Source organism: Photobacterium sp. BZF1 (assembly GCF_014349205.1).
Classification (GTDB): domain Bacteria; phylum Pseudomonadota; class Gammaproteobacteria; order Enterobacterales; family Vibrionaceae; genus Photobacterium.
Genome location: NZ_JACSOF010000006.1, coordinates 38,204 through 61,507, shown reverse-complemented (window position 1 = coordinate 61,507; position 23,304 = coordinate 38,204). Strand labels below are relative to the sequence as shown.

At 45.1% G+C, this 23,304-nt stretch carries 19 protein-coding genes; 13 read left to right on the top strand and 6 right to left on the bottom strand.

What is annotated here, in order from left to right:
* Positions 1-96 precede the first annotated feature (96 nt).
* The 7 genes from BIZ37_RS02315 to sstT all read left to right on the top strand — a co-directional run bounded on the left by BIZ37_RS02315 (position 97) and on the right by sstT (position 8,640).
* On the top strand, positions 97-1,053 hold the full coding sequence (locus tag BIZ37_RS02315) for a MoxR family ATPase (protein WP_187460138.1): 957 nt from the start codon (positions 97-99) through the stop codon (positions 1,051-1,053).
* The gene (locus BIZ37_RS02310; protein ID WP_187460137.1) at positions 1,050-2,018 is read left to right on the top strand and encodes a DUF58 domain-containing protein; all 969 of its coding nucleotides are present in this window, start codon (positions 1,050-1,052) and stop codon (positions 2,016-2,018) included. Before BIZ37_RS02315 ends, BIZ37_RS02310 begins: the two co-directional genes overlap by 4 nt.
* Positions 2,011-2,517 carry a DUF4381 domain-containing protein gene (locus BIZ37_RS02305; RefSeq protein WP_107296917.1) on the top strand — a complete coding sequence of 169 codons (507 nt, stop codon included), beginning with the start codon at positions 2,011-2,013 and terminating at the stop codon, positions 2,515-2,517. The genes BIZ37_RS02310 and BIZ37_RS02305 overlap by 8 nt, the downstream gene beginning before the upstream one ends.
* On the top strand, positions 2,510-3,475 hold the full coding sequence (locus tag BIZ37_RS02300; protein ID WP_187460136.1) for a VWA domain-containing protein: 966 nt from the start codon (positions 2,510-2,512) through the stop codon (positions 3,473-3,475). The genes BIZ37_RS02305 and BIZ37_RS02300 overlap by 8 nt, the downstream gene beginning before the upstream one ends.
* Positions 3,468-5,438, top strand: a complete 1,971-nt coding sequence (locus BIZ37_RS02295) for a VWA domain-containing protein (protein ID WP_187460135.1) — start codon at positions 3,468-3,470, stop codon at positions 5,436-5,438. Before BIZ37_RS02300 ends, BIZ37_RS02295 begins: the two co-directional genes overlap by 8 nt.
* Positions 5,439-5,538: 100 nt before the next feature.
* Positions 5,539-7,134 (top strand): BatD family protein, encoded by a 1,596-nt coding sequence (locus BIZ37_RS02290; RefSeq protein WP_370577290.1) that lies wholly within the window; start codon positions 5,539-5,541, stop codon positions 7,132-7,134.
* 264 nt (positions 7,135-7,398) lie between these two features.
* Entirely contained in the window at positions 7,399-8,640 is a 1,242-nt protein-coding gene (sstT, locus tag BIZ37_RS02285) for a serine/threonine transporter SstT (protein WP_187460133.1), read from the top strand.
* Positions 8,641-8,762: 122 nt separating this feature from the next.
* On the opposite strand, the gene BIZ37_RS02280 is transcribed toward sstT, so the two are convergent.
* Positions 8,763-9,740 carry an outer membrane beta-barrel protein gene (locus BIZ37_RS02280; protein ID WP_187460132.1) on the bottom strand — a complete coding sequence of 326 codons (978 nt, stop codon included), beginning with the start codon at positions 9,738-9,740 and terminating at the stop codon, positions 8,763-8,765.
* A 436-nt stretch (positions 9,741-10,176) separates the two neighbouring features.
* On the opposite strand from BIZ37_RS02280, the gene BIZ37_RS02275 reads away from it, so the two are divergent.
* Both BIZ37_RS02275 and BIZ37_RS02270 read left to right on the top strand, forming a co-directional pair.
* Positions 10,177-11,670: an FAD-dependent oxidoreductase gene (locus tag BIZ37_RS02275; protein WP_187460131.1), complete on the top strand. Its 1,494-nt coding sequence runs from the start codon at positions 10,177-10,179 to the stop codon at positions 11,668-11,670.
* Between the two features lie 128 nt (positions 11,671-11,798).
* Positions 11,799-12,308: a nucleotidyltransferase domain-containing protein gene (locus BIZ37_RS02270; RefSeq protein ID WP_187460130.1), complete on the top strand. Its 510-nt coding sequence runs from the start codon at positions 11,799-11,801 to the stop codon at positions 12,306-12,308.
* Here BIZ37_RS02270 and BIZ37_RS02265 read toward each other — a convergent pair.
* The 3 genes from BIZ37_RS02265 to BIZ37_RS02255 form a co-directional block, all read right to left on the bottom strand.
* Positions 12,305-12,619 carry a cupin domain-containing protein gene (locus BIZ37_RS02265; RefSeq protein WP_187460152.1) on the bottom strand — a complete coding sequence of 105 codons (315 nt, stop codon included), beginning with the start codon at positions 12,617-12,619 and terminating at the stop codon, positions 12,305-12,307. The two genes, BIZ37_RS02270 and BIZ37_RS02265, sit on opposite strands and share 4 nt — an antisense overlap.
* 53 nt (positions 12,620-12,672) lie before the next feature.
* Positions 12,673-13,335, bottom strand: a complete 663-nt coding sequence (locus tag BIZ37_RS02260) for a chromosome segregation ATPase (RefSeq protein WP_255526650.1) — start codon at positions 13,333-13,335, stop codon at positions 12,673-12,675.
* Positions 13,336-13,524: 189 nt separating this feature from the next.
* The gene (locus BIZ37_RS02255) at positions 13,525-14,586 is read right to left on the bottom strand and encodes a PTS transporter subunit IIC (protein WP_187460128.1); all 1,062 of its coding nucleotides are present in this window, start codon (positions 14,584-14,586) and stop codon (positions 13,525-13,527) included.
* Between the two features lie 277 nt (positions 14,587-14,863).
* Here BIZ37_RS02255 and BIZ37_RS02250 point away from each other — a divergent pair, with 277 nt between their 5' ends.
* Together BIZ37_RS02250 and BIZ37_RS02245 are read left to right on the top strand one after the other, a co-directional pair.
* Entirely contained in the window at positions 14,864-15,778 is a 915-nt protein-coding gene (locus tag BIZ37_RS02250; protein WP_187460127.1) for a DNA ligase, read from the top strand.
* Between the two features lie 699 nt (positions 15,779-16,477).
* A complete protein-coding gene (locus BIZ37_RS02245) occupies positions 16,478-17,638 on the top strand; it encodes an MFS transporter (RefSeq protein WP_370577289.1) in 1,161 nt (386 codons plus the stop codon).
* Between the two features lie 651 nt (positions 17,639-18,289).
* On the opposite strand, the gene BIZ37_RS02240 is transcribed toward BIZ37_RS02245, so the two are convergent.
* A complete protein-coding gene (locus tag BIZ37_RS02240) occupies positions 18,290-21,040 on the bottom strand; it encodes an ATP-binding protein (protein ID WP_187460126.1) in 2,751 nt (916 codons plus the stop codon).
* A 101-nt stretch (positions 21,041-21,141) separates the two neighbouring features.
* Between BIZ37_RS02240 and BIZ37_RS02235 the strand changes: the two genes are divergently transcribed.
* On the top strand, positions 21,142-21,624 hold the full coding sequence (locus BIZ37_RS02235) for a hypothetical protein (RefSeq protein WP_187460125.1): 483 nt from the start codon (positions 21,142-21,144) through the stop codon (positions 21,622-21,624).
* A 3-nt stretch (positions 21,625-21,627) separates the two neighbouring features.
* Positions 21,628-22,683, top strand: coding sequence for a porin (locus BIZ37_RS02230; protein WP_187460124.1), 1,056 nt, complete (start codon positions 21,628-21,630; stop codon positions 22,681-22,683).
* 112 nt (positions 22,684-22,795) lie between these two features.
* On the opposite strand, the gene BIZ37_RS02225 is transcribed toward BIZ37_RS02230, so the two are convergent.
* On the bottom strand, positions 22,796-23,239 hold the full coding sequence (locus tag BIZ37_RS02225; RefSeq protein WP_187460123.1) for a GNAT family N-acetyltransferase: 444 nt from the start codon (positions 23,237-23,239) through the stop codon (positions 22,796-22,798).
* Between the last annotated feature and the right edge of the window lie 65 nt (positions 23,240-23,304).

The window sequence follows — 23,304 nt, the reverse complement described above, 5'->3', positions numbered from 1 at the left end:
TAAAATCACCAACTACACAAAGGTGCTGAACTTACGCCATCAAATTGAGTCTTAATTTTCATATTTGACTGTTTCATTTAAGGAAAATAGCAATCCATGTTGACAACGACTTTCCAACGCCTTCAATCTCACCTGAATACTCAGGTCATCGGTCAACCGAATCTTGTTAAACAGTTAATGATCGCCCTGCTTGCTGACGGCCATATTTTGGTAGAAGGTCCTCCAGGGCTAGCAAAAACTCGTGCTGTAAAAGTGCTGTCTGACAGCATTGAGGGGAATTTCCACCGCATTCAGTTTACCCCTGACCTATTACCTGCCGATTTAACCGGTACAGACATTTTCCGCCCAGAAACGGGGGATTTCACTTTCCAGCCAGGGCCAATCTTCAATGCCTTGTTGCTCGCCGATGAAATCAACCGGGCACCGGCAAAAGTTCAAGCCGCCATGCTAGAAGCCATGGCTGAAAAGCAAATCACTGCAGGGCGTAAGACCTACCAACTGCCAGAGTTGTTTTTGGTTATGGCGACCCAAAACCCTATCGAGCAGGAAGGTACCTACCCGCTTCCAGAAGCCCAATTGGATCGCTTCCTGTTACAACTCAATGTTGAATACCCTGACGAATCTAGCGAGTTGGAAATTTTACGCCTCAATAGGGGTGAAGCATTAGGTATCACTGCAGATGATCAGGTACAGATCTCTCAGCAAGATATCTTTGCGGCCCGTAAAGAAGTGCTCAATATCCACATGGCCGAAGAAGTTGAGCAGTACATCATTCGCTTGATCATGGCGACACGCCACCCATACAAATACAGCGAGCAACTTGCTAGTTGGTTACAAATGGGAGTAAGCCCGCGTGCAACACTTGCCCTTGACCGCTGTGCACGCGCCCATGCGTGGCTAAACGGACGAGACTTTGTCACCCCTGAAGATGTCCAGCTTATGGCCTACCCCGTGTTGCGCCACCGCTTGCTTCTAAGCTATGAGGCCCAAGCTGAAGCTGTCGCCCCTGATACCATTATCGAGCAGTTAGTTTCACAGGTTGCTTGCGCATGAACACACAGGATTTAACCCCAGCACTTCCTGCTCACAGTGATGGCGTTAACCTCTGTCTGGCTGAATTACTGCACTATAAAAACCAGTCAGTACGATGGTTACCCCCTGCGCAAAGTGTCTGGTCACAACTCAATGGCCAGCACCAAAGCCGCCACAAAGGTCGGGGAATGAACTTTGCCGAAGTCCGTCCTTACCAAGCCGGGGATGATATTCGCGCCATTGACTGGCGCGTTACAGCACGAACCGGAAAAACCCATACCAAGCTGTTCACCGAAGAGCGTGAGCAGCCGGTCATGCTGCTTATAGATGTCAGTCCCAGCATGAAGTTTGGCACCCAACTCTTGTTGAAATCGGTCCAAGCGGCCCATTTTTCGAGTTTACTGAGTTGGCTTGCCGTCAGTGAGCAAGACCGGATTGGGGCCATTGTGTTTAACGGAAACCGTCTCTATGAGTGTAAGCCCACGGCTCGTCAACAAGGACCATTAACGGTCATCAACGCTATCATTGCTGCCCATCAAGAATCTGACAGCAACCAATTCGATGGCAATCGCCTTAACTTTTCAGATGCCTTGAAGCACCTACATCACCTTTGCCCCAAAGGCAGTGAGATTGTCGTGCTCAGTGACTTTTATCAATTGAAGGAAAAAGACAAGCGACGTTTAAGCCAACTCCGTCAACACAACCGGCTTCAGTTCGTACAACTCTTTGATCCATTAGAGTTGGGGCAAACTTCATTCAATGGCATTGAGTTTGTCACCGATGATCAGCAAGCAACTTGGCTCGATTTTTCAGCTAAGAGTACCCGTGACAGCCTAAACCTGCAGTATGAGCAGCATCAGCAATTTATTCAGGAAATGTGCAAGAGCTTAGCTATCCCATTACACCACTTGTCTGCAGCCCAAACCTTAATGGAGCAATTAGGGCAATCTGGTTTCAAACCTTATAAAGGAGGGGCAAATGGCTGAAGCAACAACATTACCGACACTTCCACTTGCTGATATTCACCTCCCTGATGCTCCAGGCGTTTGGCCGCTTGCATGGGGATGGTGGGTCGCCATCTTGCTCGCTGTAATTTTGATAACTTATTTGGTGCTGGTGTTCAAAAAACATCAAAGCTACAACCTTGCTCGTCGAGAAGCCCTACAACAGTTGGCGTGTTTGAAATCTCCCGAGAGTTTTAATCAGGTTAACTTGCTTTTGCGTCAGGTGGCCATGTCATACCATTCCCGAGAATACGTTGCAGGTTTGACCGGTCAATCATGGCTGTCTTTCCTCGATCAGCACCTAGCGCCAAAAGATCAAGGCTTTACACGCTTATCCGAGATTTGGCAGAAAGGGCTTTTCTCCCCTGTACCATTAGAAAAAGAACAATTTGCAATGTGTTACCAACAAGCCAGGAAATGGATCCGCAAAGCCAAATTCCATACCCTACCGGATGTGTCCAAGGAGTCTGGTAATGTTTGAATTTACTTGGCTCTGGGCTTATTTGTTTCTCCCTTTACCTGCTGCCGTTTATTTCCTTAGTAAAACCAAAGCTCAGCCCTCGGCTATCAGGCTACCTAAATTGCCCGATGGACTAGGACAAAAAGCCAAAGTCAGCCGATGGCTAATCATATTCATGGCTGCAGCATGGATATGTTTGATAGGGGCACTTTCTCGACCGGTCTGGTATGGCGATCCAATAGAGATCAACCCAGATCACCGAGATATGATGCTCGCGGTTGACTTGTCAGGATCTATGTCGATCAAAGACATGATCACCGAAGACGGGGAAGCTATTGATCGTCTACAAGCTGTTAAAGATGTACTGCATCAATTTATCGGCAAGCGTAGTGGCGATCGTCTCGGACTGGTTTTGTTTGCCAACCACGCCTATCTTCAAACACCTCTAACCTTTGACCGGAATACCGTCCAGCAACAACTAGACCGGACCGTATTAGGGCTTATCGGCCAAAGTACCGCTATTGGTGAAGGACTGGGTATTGCAACCAAGACCTTCATTGATAGTGAAGCGCCGCAGAGAGTGATTGTTTTGCTAAGTGACGGTGCCAATACCGCTGGTGTGATTGAGCCACTGGAAGCTGCTGAGCTTGCCGCTCGCAGTGATGTGACTATATATACCGTCGGTGTCGGTGCTGAAGAGATGGAACAGCGTACCTTCTTTTCTACCCGCACGGTTAACCCTTCCCACGATCTCGATGAGAGGATGTTAACCCGCATTGCAGAAATGACCGGCGGGCAATACTTCCGTGCGCGTAACCCGCAAGAATTAGAACAAATTTATCAGATGATTGACCAACTAGAACCTATCAATACCGCCCAGCAAACTTGGCGGCCTCGACAGGAGCTTTTCCGGTTCCCTTTGGCTCTAGCTCTGTTGTTGTCAATCGTTATCGTTGTTATGAGAAAGCGTAATGGTTAGTTTTACATTCCTATATCCATATTGGCTAATCGCTTTGCTCCCATTGCTAATGATCTTGCCTTGGTTAGCGAAGAAGAAACATAAGCACGGGCTTATTGCACCACATCTGGCTGAAAAGCTGGGGCTATCTGCAAAAACTCAGACTAGGGCAGCTTTACCTGCTCTTGGGATTCTGTGGACTCTTGCTGTTGTTGCACTTGCAGGTCCAAGCTGGCAAAAGTCTCCGATCCCTGCTTTTAGCCTCTCAGGGGCTCGGGTCTTGGTCATGGATATGTCTCGTTCCATGTATGCCGATGACATTGTGCCAAATCGTCTCAGCCAAGCCCGCTTCAAGGCTCTTGACCTTCTACCCGGTTGGAAAGAGGGAAGCACAGGCTTAGTCACGTATGCAGCGGATGGCTATATTGTCAGCCCTTTAACCAAAGACAGTTCGACGTTAGCGAACCTTATCCCCCACCTCTCCCCTGAAATCATGCCGATACAGGGAAGCAATGCAGCGGCAGGTATCCAAGAAGCCATCAACTTACTCAAGCAAGCTGGCCACCAGCAAGGCGATATCATCTTGATCACAGATGGCCTCAGCCAAAAAGAAAGCCGTGATAGCAAAAAGCTTCTGGGTGAGAATCAATACCGCCTTTCTGTCTTAGGTGTTGGGACTACAGATGGAGCCCCCATCAGGCTGCCGGACGGGACACTGTTGACCAATAGCAATGGCAAAACAGTGATCGATAAACTTGAAGTCGCACCTTTGCGTGAACTTGCACGCGCAACAGGGGGGATTTTCCAACTGTCACAGCCGACCGATTTTGATATCGAAGCACTGATCAAAGCAACAGAGAAACCTGTCAGCAATAACAATAACGATGCGAGCAAAGAGCTTGAAGAGCGTATCAATGGTGGTTTCTGGCTATTGATCCCTATCGCTTTGCTTGCACTACTCGGTTTCCGCCGTGGCGTTGTTATCGCCGCTGTCTTGGTCCTAACCCCGGTTGATCACGCATTTGCTGCGTCATGGTCTTCACCGTTTACCAATAACGACGGTTTGGGCTATGAGTTATTCGAGCAGGAAAATTTCACTGAAGCTGCAGGGCAATTTTCTTCGCCACAGTGGCGTGGTGCCGCGCAATATAAGGCTGGTGATTATCAAGGGGCGATAGAAACACTCACTCCCCTCTCTGATGAACAATCACAATACAACCTTGCCAATGCCTATGCACAAAGTGGCGATTTAGACCAAGCTGAATCTCTGTATCAATCGATTCTGGAAAATAACCCAGAGCATCAAGATGCCAAGAAAAACTTGTCTTTAGTCCAAGCCCTAAAGCAACAGCAAGAGAAGCAACAACAAGAAAACCAACAGCAGGAACAAAGCCAGCAGCAAGATGGCCAGCAACAAAACGATCAGCAATCAGGACAAGGGCAGGATCAATCTCAGGGGCAACAGCAATCCCAAGATAACTCATCTCAGGGTGGACAAAACCAGCCGCAAAACAGTCATCAAGATCAGCAAAAGGAACAATCAGGCGATAATTCTGATTCTGACCAAAGCCGAGATCAAAACCAATCTAACCCATCTCAGCCGCAGGGTCAGCAATCTCAAGGTGACCCGCAAAATGGACAACAGCAAAGCGATCAGCAGTCAGAGCCAGCTCAAAGCCAGCCCAATGGCGAACAGAACCAACAACAGGCTCAAACTTCTGGAGAGCAGCAACAATCAGAGGAACAATCGCCGGCACAATCAGCTCAAGCTGAAAATAACAATGGTGATCAAGACGATGACAACAATGCCAATGCTGTAACCAACCCTCAGGGTCAGGAAACGCAAGAGAGCGTGACAGCCAGTGATCCAGTTCTGAAGAAATTAGAGCAGGTGCCGAATGATACCAGCGCCTTGATACGTGCTCAGCTTATTTTACAAGCTCGAGAGAAGCAGGCACCTGAAGCAACAGATAATTCTTGGTAAATATATGATTAGTAATAATATGTTTAGCTTTCAACGTACACCTAATGTGGGCAGTCACTGGCTGAAAATACTATTTTTAGGATGGCTACTCACGTTTTCAGTGTCTTCATACGCTGCCCAAGCCGTCGCAACGGTTTCCAAAAATATCGTTGGCGTTAATGAGGTATTCCAACTAACGATTAGCGTCGATGATAACGTCAACACCAATGCACTTGACCTCAGTGTACTCGACGATGATTTCAATTACGGCTCCCCATCAGTCAGTAGTGGCACTAGCTTTGTCAATGGCGTGGTCACTCGGCAAACCGAATGGAAAATTGCCGTTGCCGCCAAAGAAGTCGGGGAGTTTACCATCCCGAGCTTTCGTATCGGTGCCAGTATGACTGATCCGATTACCATGACGGTGATGAAATCAGCAAACAAGTCGACAACGAGTGCATCCAAGCCAGAAATTCGAATTGATGCGGAAAGTAATAAAGATCAGCTTTATGTCGGCGAAAGTATTCGCTACACAGTAAGGATCCGCATTGGTGAGCAAATGAGCCAAGCTGCGCTGCAGGCACCTTCTGGTGACGGTCTAAATGTGAAACAACTTGGTGAAGACCGACAGGTCGAAACTGTCCTGAATGGTCGTCGCTACCTGATCATTACCCGTGACTACCAAATCACTGCCAATAAGTCAGGCGATATCCTACTTCGTGGTGCCAAATTTACCGGTAACTTGATTAAAGGTAACCGTGGTTTTGGCTCTACTTTGCAGATCCCATTTGAACAACAAGCCGATGATATGACGCTCTCGGTACTGGCCAAACCTTCTGATTACAAAGGACTATGGCTGCCAACGGAAGCACTAGAGCTTGAACAGCAATGGCAACCTGACGTAAATGAAATTAAAGTCGGCGAACCCATTAGCCGTACTATCACCTTACGCATCAAAAATGCAGAACAAAGTACCCTGCCCAACCTGAATTTGCAGTATCCGAACTCTGTGCGAGTTTATGACGAAAACCCTGTCTATGGCAGTGATGACGATTTCACTTTCATGACTATCAAGCAAGTCATCATCCCACGCCAATCGGGGGAAATCACCCTACCCGAGCTATCCATTAATTGGTGGAATACTGAAACATCCCAGCAAGAAACCAGCAAGATCGATGGCTTAACATTATCGGTACTGCCGGGGGATCCAACTTCACAGGCATTCTTGCCGCCTCAAGCCTTGCAATCAGACAACGTTGAGCCTGAGGTAACGAATGTTCAGACAGAAATTGTCAAAGACAGTGGATGGTGGCCTTGGCTTTCCTTATGCCTTGCCATACTTTGGTTGGTGACATTAGTGCTGTGGCTCCTTGAAAAGAAAAAGCCCAGACAACAATTTCAACCATCTAACAAAGTCGCAAAGCAACAACAGCTTACACCTATTGAAGGGATGAGAGATGCTCTGGGGAAAAACCAACCGGTTCAGCTGCAAAGCTATTATCAACAATGGCTAAAACAGCACCCTAATCACCCGCTAACCCAAGAGTTGGACGAAGCCATACAGCACGTTATGCAGTGCCACTACAGCAAAAACAAACACCAAGTTAGTGACAAAGATAAGCAGAATGCACTGGCTGTTATGCAAAGGTTGAATAAAACAACCGTTACAGGTGCAAATGTGAAGTCAAGTGCACTTGAGCCAATAACTCCTAGATAACAGCACTTTATCGCTAACAAAGCCCACCTTCTGGTGGGCTTTTTAACATTCCAGCCTGTCTTACGGCTTCCTTGTTTAACAACCCGCTTCAGCTAAACGAATAGAATTAAAGGCTTCAATTTTAGCAGAAATATACTGTTAATTTTGTGTGAACCAAAAGTTTCTTTAATAGACTATGGAAATGTGCCAAAATTCCTGTTACAAAATGTGTCGCAGGCAAGATTTAATGCTTAGCGTCAAAACTATAAATATGCAGGATGTAATATGAATCAAACACAACCCTTTTTAGCCCGAGTCGCGAATGGAAGCCTGGTGGTACAAATACTAGTTGGTATTATCGCCGGTGTTGTCCTCGCACTATTTTCACCCGCTTCAGCTGTCAAAGTTGGTTTCTTAGGCGGCTTGTTCGTCAGCGCCCTTAAGGCTGTTGCTCCGATTTTGGTCTTCATTCTTGTCGCTTCTTCTATTGCCAACCAGAAGAAAGGCGCGCATACCAACATGAAACCAATCATCGTGTTGTACCTATTCGGTACCCTGATGGCATCACTAACCGCTGTAACCATGAGTTTCCTTTTCCCTACCACTCTAACTCTAGTTACCGGTGCAACTGGCGCAACACCGCCAGAAGGTATTACCGAAGTACTTAATACTTTGCTATTCAAGATTGTTGATAACCCAGTTAACGCCCTGATGACAGGTAACTTTATCGGTATTCTTGCATGGGCAATTGCGCTTGGCTTCGCCCTTCACCAAGCCAGTGATGCAACCAAGCAGGTATTCCACGATGTATCAAACGGCATTACCCTGATTGTTCGCTTTGTTATTCGCCTGGCGCCAATTGGTATTTTCGGTCTAGTTGCTAACACGTTTGCAGAAACCGGTTTTGATGCCCTATTTGGTTACGGCCACCTACTAGCGGTACTCCTAGGCTCAATGGCAGTTATCGCATTTGTGGTTAACCCAATCATTGTTTTTGTGAAAACCAAAGAAAACCCATACCCGCTAGTTCTACGCTGTATCCGCGAAAGTGGTATCACCGCATTCTTCACCCGTAGCTCAGCGGCTAACATCCCTGTAAACATGCAGCTATGTAAAGATATGGATTTGCACGAAGATACATACTCTGTGTCGATCCCTCTAGGTGCAACTATCAACATGGCTGGTGCTGCAATTACCATTACGGTTCTGACATTGGCTGCAGTACACACTATGGGTATTGACGTTGATGTTGCAACCGCTGTGCTATTGAGTGTGGTTGCTGCAGTTTCTGCGTGTGGTGCCTCTGGTGTGGCAGGTGGTTCACTATTGCTGATCCCTCTAGCATGTAGCCTGTTTGGTATCCCGAACGATGTGGCGATGCAGGTTGTTGCTGTTGGCTTCATCATTGGTGTTATTCAGGATTCAGCAGAGACCGCTCTTAACAGTTCTACAGACGTTATCTTTACCGCTGCTGCTTGTAAGGCAGCAGAAGCAAAGCTTGAGAGTGCAGATATCAAAACCGCTTAATCCAGCCGTTTTTATCAAGTTCTGAATCAGTATTAGCTACAACGAAAAAAATCCAGCACTTCGGTGCTGGATTTTTATTTGGAACATTTTGTTTGGAACATAGGGTTTGCTAACACAAACGACTATTTTTCCATTTCAAAGCCAGGAACAAACACTTCAACACGACGGTTTTGTGCACGACCTTCTTCAGTATCATTGGTCGCTACAGGCTCTAGTTCGCCGCGGCCTTGGGCAACGATACGGCTTTCATCAATACCGAAGTGATTACCTACATAACCAGCTACAACGGCAGCACGGTCTTCAGATAGTTTCTGGTTGTATTCAATCGAACCGCGGCTATCGGTATGGCCAACAACATAAAGCTGCGTATCTGGGTACGCCACAAGCTGCTGGGCAACAGGTTGTAACAGTTCAATATCACGCTGAGTCAGCTTATCACTGTCAAATGCAAATGGTAGGACAGCACCTACGGCCTCAACCTTCACAATCTCTGGGGCTACTGGCTCTGGCATTGGCTCTGGTTCAGGCTCAACTACAGGCACCGGCGCTGGTGCACCCCAGTGATAAACCAAACTCAAGCCATAGAAATGAATATCACTTTCACCTGGGGTCTGTGTGTCGCCCACCTGATTGTAATACTGGTATTCTGCTCGGGCTGATAAGGCATCATTAAAGAAATACTCAAGACCTACGCCAGCGGTGCCTGCCAAACCACTCTTGTCATCATTGATGACACTGTTGTCAGCATCGAAAACAAAACCACCGAGCTTACCGTAGATGTCAAACGAATCTGAAACTTCGTAGGTAAATTTACCCAACAGGTCAATACCTTGTACTTCAAAACCGTCAGAGCCGATGTCAGCTTGGCCTAGGTAAGTGTAACCACCTTCCAAGGCAAACCAAGAATTGAAGTTATACCCTAAGAAAACACCGCCGCCCCAATCGTCTTTGTCGGCATCTTGGCCTTTGATTACACCATCAAGACTGTCATACGTTGTTCCACCGACACGGGCACCCACATACCATGGATTATCTGTGGCAGCGTGAACAGCGCCGGATATCAACAGTGCAAGAGGAAGTACCTTGAAGACTTTTTTCATAACTAACTGTCCTTATTTATTATTTACCACTACCACATTAGGTGTAGAACAAAGAACAGTGTTTGTACAAATTTAGATAGCAAAATTGTTCAATAAAATGAGCAAATAAGGTGATCTTTTGCCCAGATTTTTTTCGAATCGTATCAAGCCAAAATCATGTTATTTAGATGTTTAATTTTGCTTGCTACTCAAACAGACCAATCTGACTAAAACCTAGGCGGTAAAGAATCACAAAAAAATCACGCACCATTGGTAGTATTTTGTCATTTAAAGGTTGGTGGCTGTATAAGCTGAAGCAAACCAGAAAGCATAGGCGGGAAAGTTGCATTCCTTTACCAATAATCCTAATGTCCCTATTCTTTTTCGGTTTTCAATGTGATCTATGCACAGTAAAATCATGTAACTTAGACACTGAATTATAACGACGCGCATTTATATGAAAGAAAAAGCTAAACCGCATGATCATCGCCCTTCTTTGTCGGTAGGTATTATTGGCGGTGGCATAGCAGGCTCAACCATTGCGCTCCGTTTAGCCGAGCTTGGCATCAAGACAGATATTTTCGAAGAAGGCACAAGCCTTGTGAACGGGCCTCCAATCTGTCACCTTCATGCCGGTGGAAACCTGTACCGTGAAATACCTGACGAGCAATGCGTCGCATTGCTCCAGCAATCTATTGACTCTTTGAAGGTCTTTCCACATACGGTTAACATTCGCCCGACCGTTATTGCAACGCCAGTGCATGATCAGGGTGATCCTAGTGAACTCCTGCCACGCCTTGAGAAGCTGCAGTCTGTCTACCGCCAGTTAGTAAGCGAAGACCCTTCGAACAAAGTGATTGGTGACCCTGACAGTTACTTCAAGCTTTATGACAAACAAGATCTAGAGACGCTTTCAAAGCTCGAGGTTCCATCTCAGCCTGCCAACTTTGATGATTGGATGATTCCGGTTGCGAAAAACCTTGAGCTAGGCAATTTCAAATACCCTATGGTGTTGGTTCAAGAATATGGTTGGAGTGTATTCCGCCTTGCGGCGACTGCAAACCTTGCTCTGGAAAAGCTAGAATCAAGCCATATTCATACCCAGAGCAAAGTCACCCATGTATCCCAACGGGCTGACTCTGGTTGGCAGATTGAGTACCAGAAGTTCGACCCTGCGACCCAAGATCATATTACCAACTTCCTTGAAGTAGATTATCTAATCAATGCCTGTGGCTTCCAGACCGGTGTCATTGATGATTTTGCCAAACAACATCGTAACCGCTTGGTTGAATTCAAAGCCGCGTATGTCACCCAGTGGCCAGAGTGCCAAGCCTATTGGCCTGAAGTGATCTTCCATGGAGAACGCGGTACACCTGATGGTATGGCGCAACTCACCCCATATCCTGACGGTTACTTCCAGTTACACGGCATGACTGAAGATATCACCTTGTTTAAAAAAGGCCTTGTCAAGAATACTCATGACAGTTCTCAACCAAAACTTGGCGACAGTTTCATTCGTAAAATAAAGTCCGGCTGGGAAAAAGACGAAATCGAGACTCGTACAACACGCGCTATCAACCATATGTCGCGTTTTGTTCCAGGCTACAACTCGGCCAAAGTCGGGGGCAAACCGTTATTTGGTGCCCAGCAAGTGCCCGGCGATGATATTACCTTACGAGCAGCCGATGTATCCTTCGCTGGAAGTCGCTACGCCCGTACCGAAATAGTCAAAGCCTCGTCGGCGTTGTCGGCAGCAAACAGTATTGTGGAGCAACTGCAGATCGAAGGCTTGTATGCAGGTGCTAGTCATTCGCAATCCATTGAGATGGCCTTTCCTGTGACACGGTCACTTACTGCGAAAAATATCGAAACCTATGCAGTTGAACTAGCCGACGAGCGAGAATACCCCGCAGCATTGGCTAAAACACTGTCTTTCGATTTAAAAAACTAAGCCTGCCACAAATCCAGTCTTTAAAATCAGGGGGGAAAGCACCTCCCCCTTTTTATCTACTCTGTTGTCATAAAAACGCTAACTACACAGCTTAAGATGTCTAACTTGATTTATCTTGGTAAAGAAAGATGACAGCAGACAAAGTCATTCAGATCTATTCACTTTTCCAACAGAGCGCCATAACAGTCTGGATTGATGGCGGTTGGGGAATTGATGCGCTATTGGGGCAACAGACACGAAATCACTCAGATTTAGATATTGTTATCCAAATACATGATGTGGAAAAAGCCATTCAAATTCTGCAAGAAAAGGGATATATAAAGCCGGCAGAGGCTAATGTAGGCGATCATAACTTTGTCATGATTGGTGATACCGACCAAATTGATTTTCATGTTGTCTGTTTTGATGATGATGGCAAAGGTATCTACGGACCACCAGATAATAACGTTTTCTATCCTGACTATGCGTTTGGACACAGCGGCGAGATCAAAGGATTAACCGTCAATTGTATCTCTCCAAAGTATCAGCTTGAAAGCCACAGCGGGTATGCACTGCGACCTTGTGATTTTCTGGACATACAACGGCTCTGTCAGGAGTTCCAACTTCCAACTCCATGCTGGTTAGAGCCGCTGAGTTAATAAAACACTGCTAACCAAACAGTATCTTGGCTAGGGTCGGTCCAAGATACACGGTGACGTTGATGTGCAGGGATATTAATATGATCGCCAGCTTCCACCGACACTTCATACATACCGTCTTCAAATAAGATTCTGGCGCTGCCTTTCACTACCATCACCCACTCACTCTCCTCTTGATCATACCATTCGTTTTCAGGGGTAGTATGGCCACGAGAAACAATACGCTCAATCCTCATCGAGTCTGTTTTTACGATATCTTCAAAAAGCTCTTCGGGTAATGACGCCGGAATCGCGGCAAACAGGTTTTCCATTCTCGCTCCTAAAGAAAAGGCGAGCATAAGCTCGCCTTTTCCCTCTTAATAAATCAGTTCGGTCTTGGTATTTCTATTTCAATTCGTTGGTTAAGCAAATCTAGCTCTTGTTCCAGAGCGGCCAATTGCGCTTGCTCTCCTTCAACCACCTTCAGTCGAGCCTCGTATTTGTCACAGTCGGCTTGTGACACCCAGTTCCAACTGGTACCTGACTTGAACTCATCACACGCTTGCTTGAATTCGGCTGCAACTTGTTCTGCTTTCTTAACATCAGTCTTGGCTGCCGTTATTTGTTTTTGCAACTCTAGTTGCTGTTGATACAACGCCTTTGAGTTGTCCAGTACTGCTTTTTGCTGTTCAGCCGTGTGGGTTAATTTCACCACCTGGGTATCGAGTTTTTTCTTGGTCACAGCCAAGGTTTTTTTCTCAGTCGTTACCGCAGCCACTTTCTTCTCAAGCTCGGCTTTCTGATCTTCAATCGCTTGTTGAGAGGTTTTTAGCTCGGTGCGCAATTGCTCAATATCCAGCGCGCTCTGAGTTTGGAATACTTCAAACTCTTGCTCAAGAGCCGATTTTTCAGCAATCAATTGTTGGTTCTTCTGCTGAAGCTGTTCAAATTCTTCTTGGGTTGGCCTCGGTGAACGATGCCAAACAGCGGTTGTTAGCAGACCACCCACAACCAAACCAGCAACTAAAGATATTTTCCAAGATGTCATATCGATATCCATAAGTATTGGAAATGTTTCCTGCCCTTAGCAGTTTTACAGCCAGTTACGCTGTAAAGCGGTGGCTATCTAATAAAAGCAATTACTGACTATTAAATTATCAGTGCAGAGAAACCTAATGTCAGATTTATATCAAATTTTCCGAAATTTCTATATAGCAAAGAGACTTGGAATTAGCTATCACTGCAAATTGAGCTTCAGATCACCTGGTTTTATCCAACCGGCTTTCCTTAGCACCTCGGAAAACATCAAAGTAAGAATTGCAGGTAAAACCAAGTGCAGTAAGATAATCACACTGTACATGGTCATGCTATCCCAACCCGCAGCCTCTAATGCAATAACAGTTTGGATTTGACCAACAAAGCCCGATGTACCCATTCCCGCCCCCAGAGGGGTGTTTTCAACAGCAAAAACCGTGGTGGCTATCGGGCCAAGAATTGCTGACGTCAAAATGGTTGGGATCCAGGTTTTATAATTCTTGATGATATTTGGCATTTGCAGCATGGAGGTCCCTAACCCTTGGGCCATCACCCCTGCCCAGCGGTTTTCACGGAAACTCATTACCGCAAAGCCCACCATTTGAGCACAACACCCAACCGTAGCTGCACCTGCTGCCAGTCCGTTAAGGCTTAGCATAATGGCGATTGCTGCACTACTAATTGGGAGTGTTAATGCCATACCCATTAAAACGGCAACGACAACCCCCATAAAGAAAGGCTGTAAAAGTGTCGCAGACATGATCAAGTCACCCAGCGAGGTCATGAACTGGCTGATATAAGGCCCTATCAAAGTTCCAACCAATACCCCGCTAATCATTGTAACAGCAGGAGCAACAAGGATATCGACCTTGGTTTCATTAGCCACCAGCTTACCTAGCTCAGTGGCTATCAACGCTGAGACAAAAGCACCGACAGGGCCACCCAACATCGCTCCCGCCGCTCCCACTGTCGTGACTGAAAACATAACCAAAGGCGGGGCTTTTAACGCAAAGGCAACAGCAACAGCAATGGCAGGCCCGGTCATTTGCTTTGCCAATGGCCAAAGTGTTTCAGTAAAAAGTGGAATGCCGAGCTTGATCCCTAGCGTATTTAAAATCGAACCGATGAGTAGCGATGAAAACAGTCCCAACGCCATGAAGCTCATAGCATGGATAAAGTAGGTTCTAGGTGAAAGCGTTACACCTTTTCGATGGAAAAAAGCATAGCACTGAGCAGAGAATGTAGCAGGTTGGGTACTGGACATGATTACACGTAACTAGATTTTAAAGCACAAACACGCAATTCTATTCTTGCCTCGCCAAGATGCAACAAAATAACTCAAAGTATGAATAAATCTGACAACCCAGCCTAGATCCACACCGTCTCGCACATTTGTAATAACCAATGTTAGAGCCACTGCCTAATGTGCTACTTGAATCGCAAGTTAGCCTACCGAAAAAAAATGATATTTTTCTCAGCGTAACTTTCTCCCTATCGTCACCTTCAATATCTTCTTGGTCGTCACAAAGAGGCAATTGATTATGAGTCGCTCTCAACTACTCCCTGCCAACATTAAACTTAGTGTGTTATCAGCATTGATAGCCTTCGCAACAAGCCCGTTTAACCCAGCTATCGCTTCAACGCCAATAAAGCCTTCTCTTATGCATGCGAGTAGTATCGACATCGACAAGATGAGGCATGATGAAGAATTCATCGAAACTCTAGGTGAATATTTTGCCAGCGAAAAGCTTGATGGTATCAGGGCTATTTGGACAGGCCGTGAGCTTATTACTCGCCAAGGGAACCCCATCAATGCACCAGCATGGTTTGTCGCTCCACTGCCAAAGGATATGTGGCTTGAGGGAGAACTATGGATAGCGCATCAACAGTTCCAGCAGCTCAGCAGTATTGTTCGCCAAAAACAGCCCTGTAACAAAGAATGGCAGAAAGTGAGATTGATGGTATTTGATGCACCATCACTAAAGTCACCGTTTGCTCTCCGGCTGCAAGCTATTGATGAAATCATTGAATCAATAGACATGCAACATATTCAAATCGCCCCGCAATACGAGGTCAGCCATTATACGGAACTAGAATCTCTTCTCGACAATCTCGAAAGCCAAGGTGGCGAAGGCATTATGCTCCATCACAAAGATAGCCTTTACCATCCAGGTAAGAGCCAGGCGCTGATCAAGATAAAACCTTATCAAGATGCCGAAGCCGTCATCGTTGGCTATGAGCCAGGAAAAGGAAAGTACAGTGGCCAAATGGGGGCTATTTGGGTCGTCACTCCTGACAACAAGAGGTTTAAAATTGGCTCTGGCTTCAGTGACCAAGACAGGCAGTCCCCTCCAGCACTGGGGACTATTGTTCAATACCGGTTTAACGGTTACACCGACAACGGTATTCCTCGCTTTGCACGTTTTTTAAGGGAACGCTCTAGTCCAGAGGTTTAAATTAGATGACTGGTAATGAAGAGATAGATAAAAAAAGTACTACTCCCCCGCTACTGAGAGTAGTACGTAAAAAGATGTGATTGTGTACCATCTGCCGCAATCATTACCTCGTATGTTGAGCTTCAGATTGCAAATTAACTATTGCATGATGCTTGCCAACTTTTGAAGTACCAATAATCAACAACTTAATTCACCCTGTGTATGAGTACCGCCCCAAAACAGTGAATGCTTGCACTACACAGTAGCAAAAGGCCTTACGCTTTGTAGCTGAGGTCCCTCTTTTTTGGTGTTAATAAAAAAATCACATTTCGAACATTAAAACCTTCAATGATTACCTGCTTAACAAATTATTTAGCCTACTAATCATTTTAGAATCGAAAACCACCTAAAAACTCACAACACTAATCATTTAACCATCATAAAATCAGTTATTTAATTAACAATCAGCCATATATCAATAGCTAACTTAACTTTATCCATCAAAGCTTCGTTATGACGATATTAATCAGATAAATTTGATTATTATTTCACATTAGAATTAGTCATTTTACTCGGCCTAATTTTATCGCCATAGTCCCGATCAGCGACAATCCCTTGGGCATGTCCAATGCCTATATCATCGCCTGAAGACCCTGTTTTAGCCGCTTCTCAACCTGAGAAAGTGGTCATTTATTTGCTTAATTTTTGGAGATCACTGTAGTGAACAAGCACGCTACGCCATCCGCAAAGAACCCTGTGTGGGTTCCTATTTTGGGGCTATCTATTTTTGCTATCGCCTCAGGGTATTTTATGAGTGTGCTTCCTTTAACATTGGCAAGCCACCATATACCTGAATCTGCAGCCGGATGGCTTGCAAGCATTTATTACTTCGGCCTTTTAGCTGGTGCAATGCTGATCGAACCTGTGATCAAAAAGGTTGGTCACCGTATGGCATTTATTGGTTTCGTCGCCATGTTAGCCTCATCAGTCATCTTCATGGGGTTAACATCAGCGCTTGGCCTTTGGATGGCCAGTCGCTTTGTTGCGGGTTTTGCAGTTGCAGGCATTTTTGTGGTGATCGAATCCTGGCTACTAATTGGTGATAGCAAAGAGGAACGGGCCAAAAACCTAGGCCTTTATATGACTTCACTATACGGTGGTACGACCGTGGGCCAACTCGGCATTGGTGTTATTGGCACAAGTGGTGTGTTGCCATTTATCGTGACTGTCGCATTGTTATCACTGGCCATTATTCCTGCACTGACATCGAAGCAATCGAACCCAAGCCAAGCAGAACATGTGAGCTTGAGCTTGAAGCAAATTCTCGCCCTTAGCAAACCAGCATTAATTGGTTGTTTGGTTTCGGGCATTGTAATGGGATCAATATACGGGCTACTACCCCTGGCTTTGAAAGCGACCACCAGCAACCTCGAACAAGTCGGTAGCTTAATGGCTGCGACAGTATTGGGTGGAATGAGCATTCAGCCAGTGCTAAGTAAGCTCTCGTGCAAGATGCCAAAATCACTGCTTCTAGCTTTGATGAGCCTTCTAGGTGTATTCGCGATGGGCTTATTGCATATAGATAACAGTTACGGGGTACAAATTGTGGCTTTGGCATTATTGGGCATGTCGGCATTTGCGCTTTACCCGATAGCCATCACACTTGCCTGTGATGGCCTAGAGTCAGCTTCAATTGTCTCAGCCACGCAAATTATGCTATTTAGCTACAGTGTGGGATCAGCATTTGGCCCTGTTGCAGCGAACTACATCATGCAAACAGAAACAGGACTAACTGGGTTTTTCTTTGCAGTACTGACGGCTACAGCCATTTATATGTTGATGGTAAGCCTACGGACCAAGCCTACAGCGATTGCTCAGTAAGGATTAAATAAGAAATCGGAGATGACGATTTTTATAGGGCTATAAAAAAGAGCGGGCGCGACTTTCGTCGCGCCCTTTGGTCTTACTTGCAGCAATCCGGCTACTAAGGTGCTCCCTGCATCACTCCATGATTCAGCTGATTCCTTCAGCGCTTCCTTTTATATCCGTCCTGGACATGTCCTATTGGTCTCGCCTTGACCCGTCGATCCATCCTGTTTCGACTCTCTTCTCCATCCTGGAGGTGTCCATAACTTCATCCTGAAGTGGTCCATCTGCGTCGTCATGACTAGTAAGCATCCTACTTACCGTATCGCTTCCGTTCGATTATCCCTTCACAGTCCTTGTCCGATAAATCATCCTGATCCACCGACCTCTTCCTGAGGTTGCCAACTTCCCTGGCCGCTTTCCTGTTCCGTTCCGTCAGTTCCTTCCGACGCAGTTAAGATTACGCGAACTAAAATTCTTAACAACCAATAAAGATCACATTTCTCATATCCATTTTGGCACTATACAACAAATCACCTATAACCAGCTGATTTTAAAAGAAAAAAACATTAATGATAATTTCATCTGACATCCACAAACATAAAAATCCCACCGTCTTGTAAGAGATCTCTCACAAGCTGGCGGGAGGAATGTGCATTAAAAAAGCTAAACAACTTGCTCTTCGATACTTTCTGAACGGTTTAGCCCTTCCAGTTTCTCTAGCAAAACGTCTTTCTTAAAAGGCTTAGCCACATAATCATTCATGCCTACCTCATAACATTTCGAGATATCCGCATCGAGGACACTGGCTGTAAGGGCAATGATATGTAAACCTGGCACTGCGGCTTCTTTCTCCCACGCCCTAATGTTTTCTGTCGCGGTAAAGCCATCCATCACCGGCATCATACAATCCATCAGAACGGCATAGTATTGATTACCCGCTTTAACCTTATCAACCGCCTCCTGACCATTGTTGGCGATATCAAATTGGTATCCAGCCTTTTTCAAAAACAAACCAGCTACTTTCTGGTTTACAGCGTTATCTTCCACAATTAGCACTTTCAGTTGAGCAACAGATGAATCCTGAGTTTGCTCTGAAACCTCTTTAACATCCTGGGCAGGAGGAGTGGGCTTAGATGAAATACCTGATTTAACGGGTTGAGAAGCCATCTGCTGTATAGATACAGGCTCTTTTTTCTCTACAAAGGCTTTTTCTAGCGTTTTGACTAATCGCTTGCCGAAAAATGGCAGTGTCACGATGCCTGCTATCAAATTACCAAAGTCATACTGTTCATTTCGATGATCAACACACAATATGACGTTCAAGCGTGGCATCATTGAATTAATTAACCCCAAATCGTATTGAGTTTGCTTGATGCTTTGCTGACAGTAGAAAATAACATCAAAGTCTTCTTCTGACTGAGTTGAGAGATCTGCTACATCTACTGTTACAGCCTGAAGCCTAAGGGCTTCACACTCCCCCTCAATACGATGTGTCGCAATAGTCTTTGGCCCTAAAACAAGTGCTTTTCGAGTTTTCAATGTGTCCAGCGAGTTATCATGCGCTTTACATACCTCAACATCTAAACTGAAGAAAAATCGACTACCAACACCTTTTTCTGATTCAAGCGCTAACTGGCCACCCATTAATTCAACCAACTGACGGCAAATCGCCAACCCTAACCCCGTGCCACCGAACTGGCGGGTAATTGAACTATCTTCTTGAATAAATGGAGCAAACACTTGGTCTTGTTTCTCTTTCTCTATCCCTATGCCGGTATCTACCATAGAGAAGACAAGCTTGGCACGGCCATCAATGTGTTCAGCACATTCGATCTCAAGCGTTACCCCACCTTCTTGGGTAAACTTGACAGCATTGGAAGCCAAATTCATCAGAACCTGCCGCAAACGGTGTTCATCTAATATCACGATGGCGGGTAAATCCGGAGCAATTTTCACGTCAAGATTAAGTTGGCTCGACGTTGCTTTTGCCAACACAACAGTCATAGTGTCGTATGCCACTTCGGCCACCCGGCTTTCGCTTGGTGACAAGACAAGGTTACCGGATTCGATCTTCGATAAATCCAATATATCGTTGATTAGCAGCAGCAAGGTTTGAGAGGAGGTTTCAATAGTTTGAACATATTCCGACTGTGAGGGGGTCAGTTCAGTATCTGAAAGAATACCCGACATCCCAATAATACCATTGAGTGGGGTACGGATTTCATGGGACATATTGGCCAAAAAGGAGCTTTTGGCGAGGTTGGCTTTTTCAGCTTCATCTTTCGCTTGGATAAGCTTGTTATGGTTTTCGATCCGCTCCTCTATCATCCCATTCAGTTGGTGACTAAAAACAGTAAATTCATCCTTGCCATCGACTTTAATCTTCGCTGCGGAGTGATCATCATTGCTTGTTTCAAGTAAAGACATGGCTTTAAGTATTCGGCTCAAATAGGAGCCGATCCGCCTGATAAGATTCACCCCAAGCCAAATTATCATGGTCACAGATAACAAGATCATACCAGCATAGAACCAAATGAGCACTTTAGACTGGCTGATACTGCCTTGGATATCTCGGGCTAACTCTCGACTTATCTCAACCACAACAAATTGAATTAGAGCATAACGCTCATCTAACGCTGAGAATGAATTACCCGTATTAAAACCAGTAAATGAGTCTGAAAAAATACTTTCCCGTAGTTGGTAGCTCGTAGCAAACACAGGGTTAGCAAAAGTTTTACGCAGCAATTCAATTTGCGTAGGATTTGCACTTACCGACAAATAGCGCTCAATGATTAATTGCTGACGTTCTATAATTGTATCTAATTGCTCTTTATAGTCGGCGGCTTGATCTGGTTGGCTGGCGATTATTCGGATATACCAGTTTTCTTGTTGTGCCCAAAGCTGCAGCCACTGAAGTTGATATAAAATTGACAACTTCTGTTCGATGTTTGTATCGGCAACATTAAGCGGTGCTTTTTCTAGCGAGACCAAGTTTTGAATGAGAAGATCAAAGCCCCAATCAGACCAGTCATTAACATCCATGGCTTCTACAAACTCATACTCTGTTATGAGGTCTTTCATTTCCTCACTGGTAGACATTGGTTCGGTCGAATCAATATTTGGGAAGGCTTTAGGGATTAAAACAGAATATTGTGACGCTCGTTCAGTTGCATCATCAATTGTTTCATTATTTTCATTACCCGATAACTTACTTAATTTCAGTTCATGGACTGCATTTGAGAATTGAGAATTTGCCCTTAACAATTCCATCCGAGCCGTTAGTGTATTCAATGACGAGACTTTGTCGAAAAGGCTCGAAATTTCAATCGTTGCAAACACCCCCGAAAACGTAAGTGGCAGAACAACAAGAGAAATCAGTCTGAATTTTATCGAAAACCGATTTAAAAGCCCCATAACCTCACCTTGATCAAAAAATCCAATTTTGTCTATTTGTACTCACTTCAATGTCTACTAACATTTATAGCAGGAATAGACGTAATGATGGAACTAAATCAATGATCAAAGGATTGACTTTAAAAAGTTTATTGCCTTTATCGTTATTATTGGCATTTACATCAATAATGACGCCGGCACATGCTGAAAATAATAAAAATATACAAGATGTAGAGTTTGCAGTTTTTTCATTGAATAATGAGATCCCTGCCCTTACAAAAAGCAAAGCGAGGATGCTTTATAAAGGAAGGACAAAAAAGCTAAACGGTAGTATCAAGATTGTGTTGGTTGATTTGCCTGAGAAATCTATCCATCGGGAAGAGTTCTACAACATGCTATTAGGTAAATCGGTATCACAAATGAATGGTTATTGGGCTAGCCTCTCTTTTTCTGGTAAAGGAACGCCACCAGAAGAGTTAAGCAGTGATGATATTAAAGATATCCTCGAATGGCTCAACGATAATCCTAATGGCATTGCCTATGCACCAGTTAGTGCAGTTCCTGAAAACGCCAATATTCTCATCACCGTCTTACAAGGAGAGTAAGATATGACTCATAAATCATTACTTGCATTCACTCTGCTTGTATCGCCATTAACTAGTGTGGCAGCAATACAAATCACAGATAACTTTTCAATTAGTGGGTTTGGTTCCACCTCTATAGCTAAAACAGATAACAGCACTCCGTTATTCGTCAATCGCGAAATTACTGACGATACCTGCTATGACTGTGACACCATCTTCGGCCTGCAAGCTGACTTGTCAATCATCGACAACCTTAACGCCTCAGTTCAACTCGTTAAGCGTCCGCAAGACGAATGGTCAGACCCTGAATTGGAATGGGCTTACATCAATTACGAATATAACCAGTTCTCTGTTCGTGGTGGTAAGCTTCGTATACCGCTTTTCCTCGTATCTGAATATTTCTTTGTTGGACAGGCATATACCTGGGCTCGGCCGCCACAAGATGTCTATGACAGTATTCTTGGGTTTACCTCTTTCGAAGGGGTTAGCGCGACATGGCAATGGGATGCCAGCGATGAAATAGTGGTAAACATCACTCCGTATTACGGCTTTGGCAACGACAACAAAATCGAGTTCAGTGGTAGTGAATTCAATTTCAAGTCTGACTATATGGCCGGGCTATCTACTGAAGTAAGTGGTTTCAACTACCGGATTCACCTTGGCTACATGCGTTCTGAATATCAGATCGAACGGCTAGGCATACGCATGCCAAAAGAAACGACCAATATTTATACCCTCGGCGGTGAATATTCTTATGACCAATGGCAGTTTATGTCAGAAGTACAGACAGATGATATTCAGACCAACTGGTATGTCAGCGCCGCCTACAACATCAATGATTTTACCCCCTACTTGGTTTACGGCGAAAGCCACCATCGCCGCAAGTCGAACAGCATAACCGCTGGGGTTCGCTATGACCTAACGCCGAAAATTTCACTCAATGCCGAATGGCAGGGTATATACATGGACCGTGAAGACTATAACGCAGGCAATGACGGTCAGTTCGTTACAGCACCAATCAGATACGGTGAAGACAAGGACGTGAACCTTTACACCTTAATGCTTAACTTTTTCTTCTAGGGCGAGTCATCCCCCAATAAAACGGAAGCGTCTCCGGTTATTAGCCTGAGACGCTTCTTCTCTCTTTCACCCTGTAAGGAAAAATCAGGGTCATGCGCATTTATCGAGTGACTCACATGTCTTGGTGCAATTTCATATGAAGAATTGGGAAAGGCTTGCCCATGCCGTCAAGCGGTGAGCGAGATTCGACCTGAAAGCCCATGTGTTGGTAGAAACCAACCGCTTGCGGGTTTTGCTCATTCACATCAACCAAAAGAGCACCCAGCTCATTGATCGCATGCTTAAGTAAGATCTTACCGACCCCTTTCCCTCTGGCATCATCATGGACAAATAGCATTTCTACTTTTGTGTCATGAACACCAACGAAACCTAGAACCATACCTTGCGTGTCTTTGACACACTTGAGCGTGACGGCAGGGAATGCCTGCTCAATGATAATAGGCTTAAAGAACTCAATATCCTCTTCGGTAATGAAGTCATGAGTCGCTCGGACTGAATTCTCCCAGACACTCAGTAGTTCTGAATAATCCGAGGAGTTTACACTTGTCACAATCATCTTATTCTCTTTCGAATCTGTTTTGATATAAAGTGCAGCCGCGAGCGGGGAATATACCATGCAAC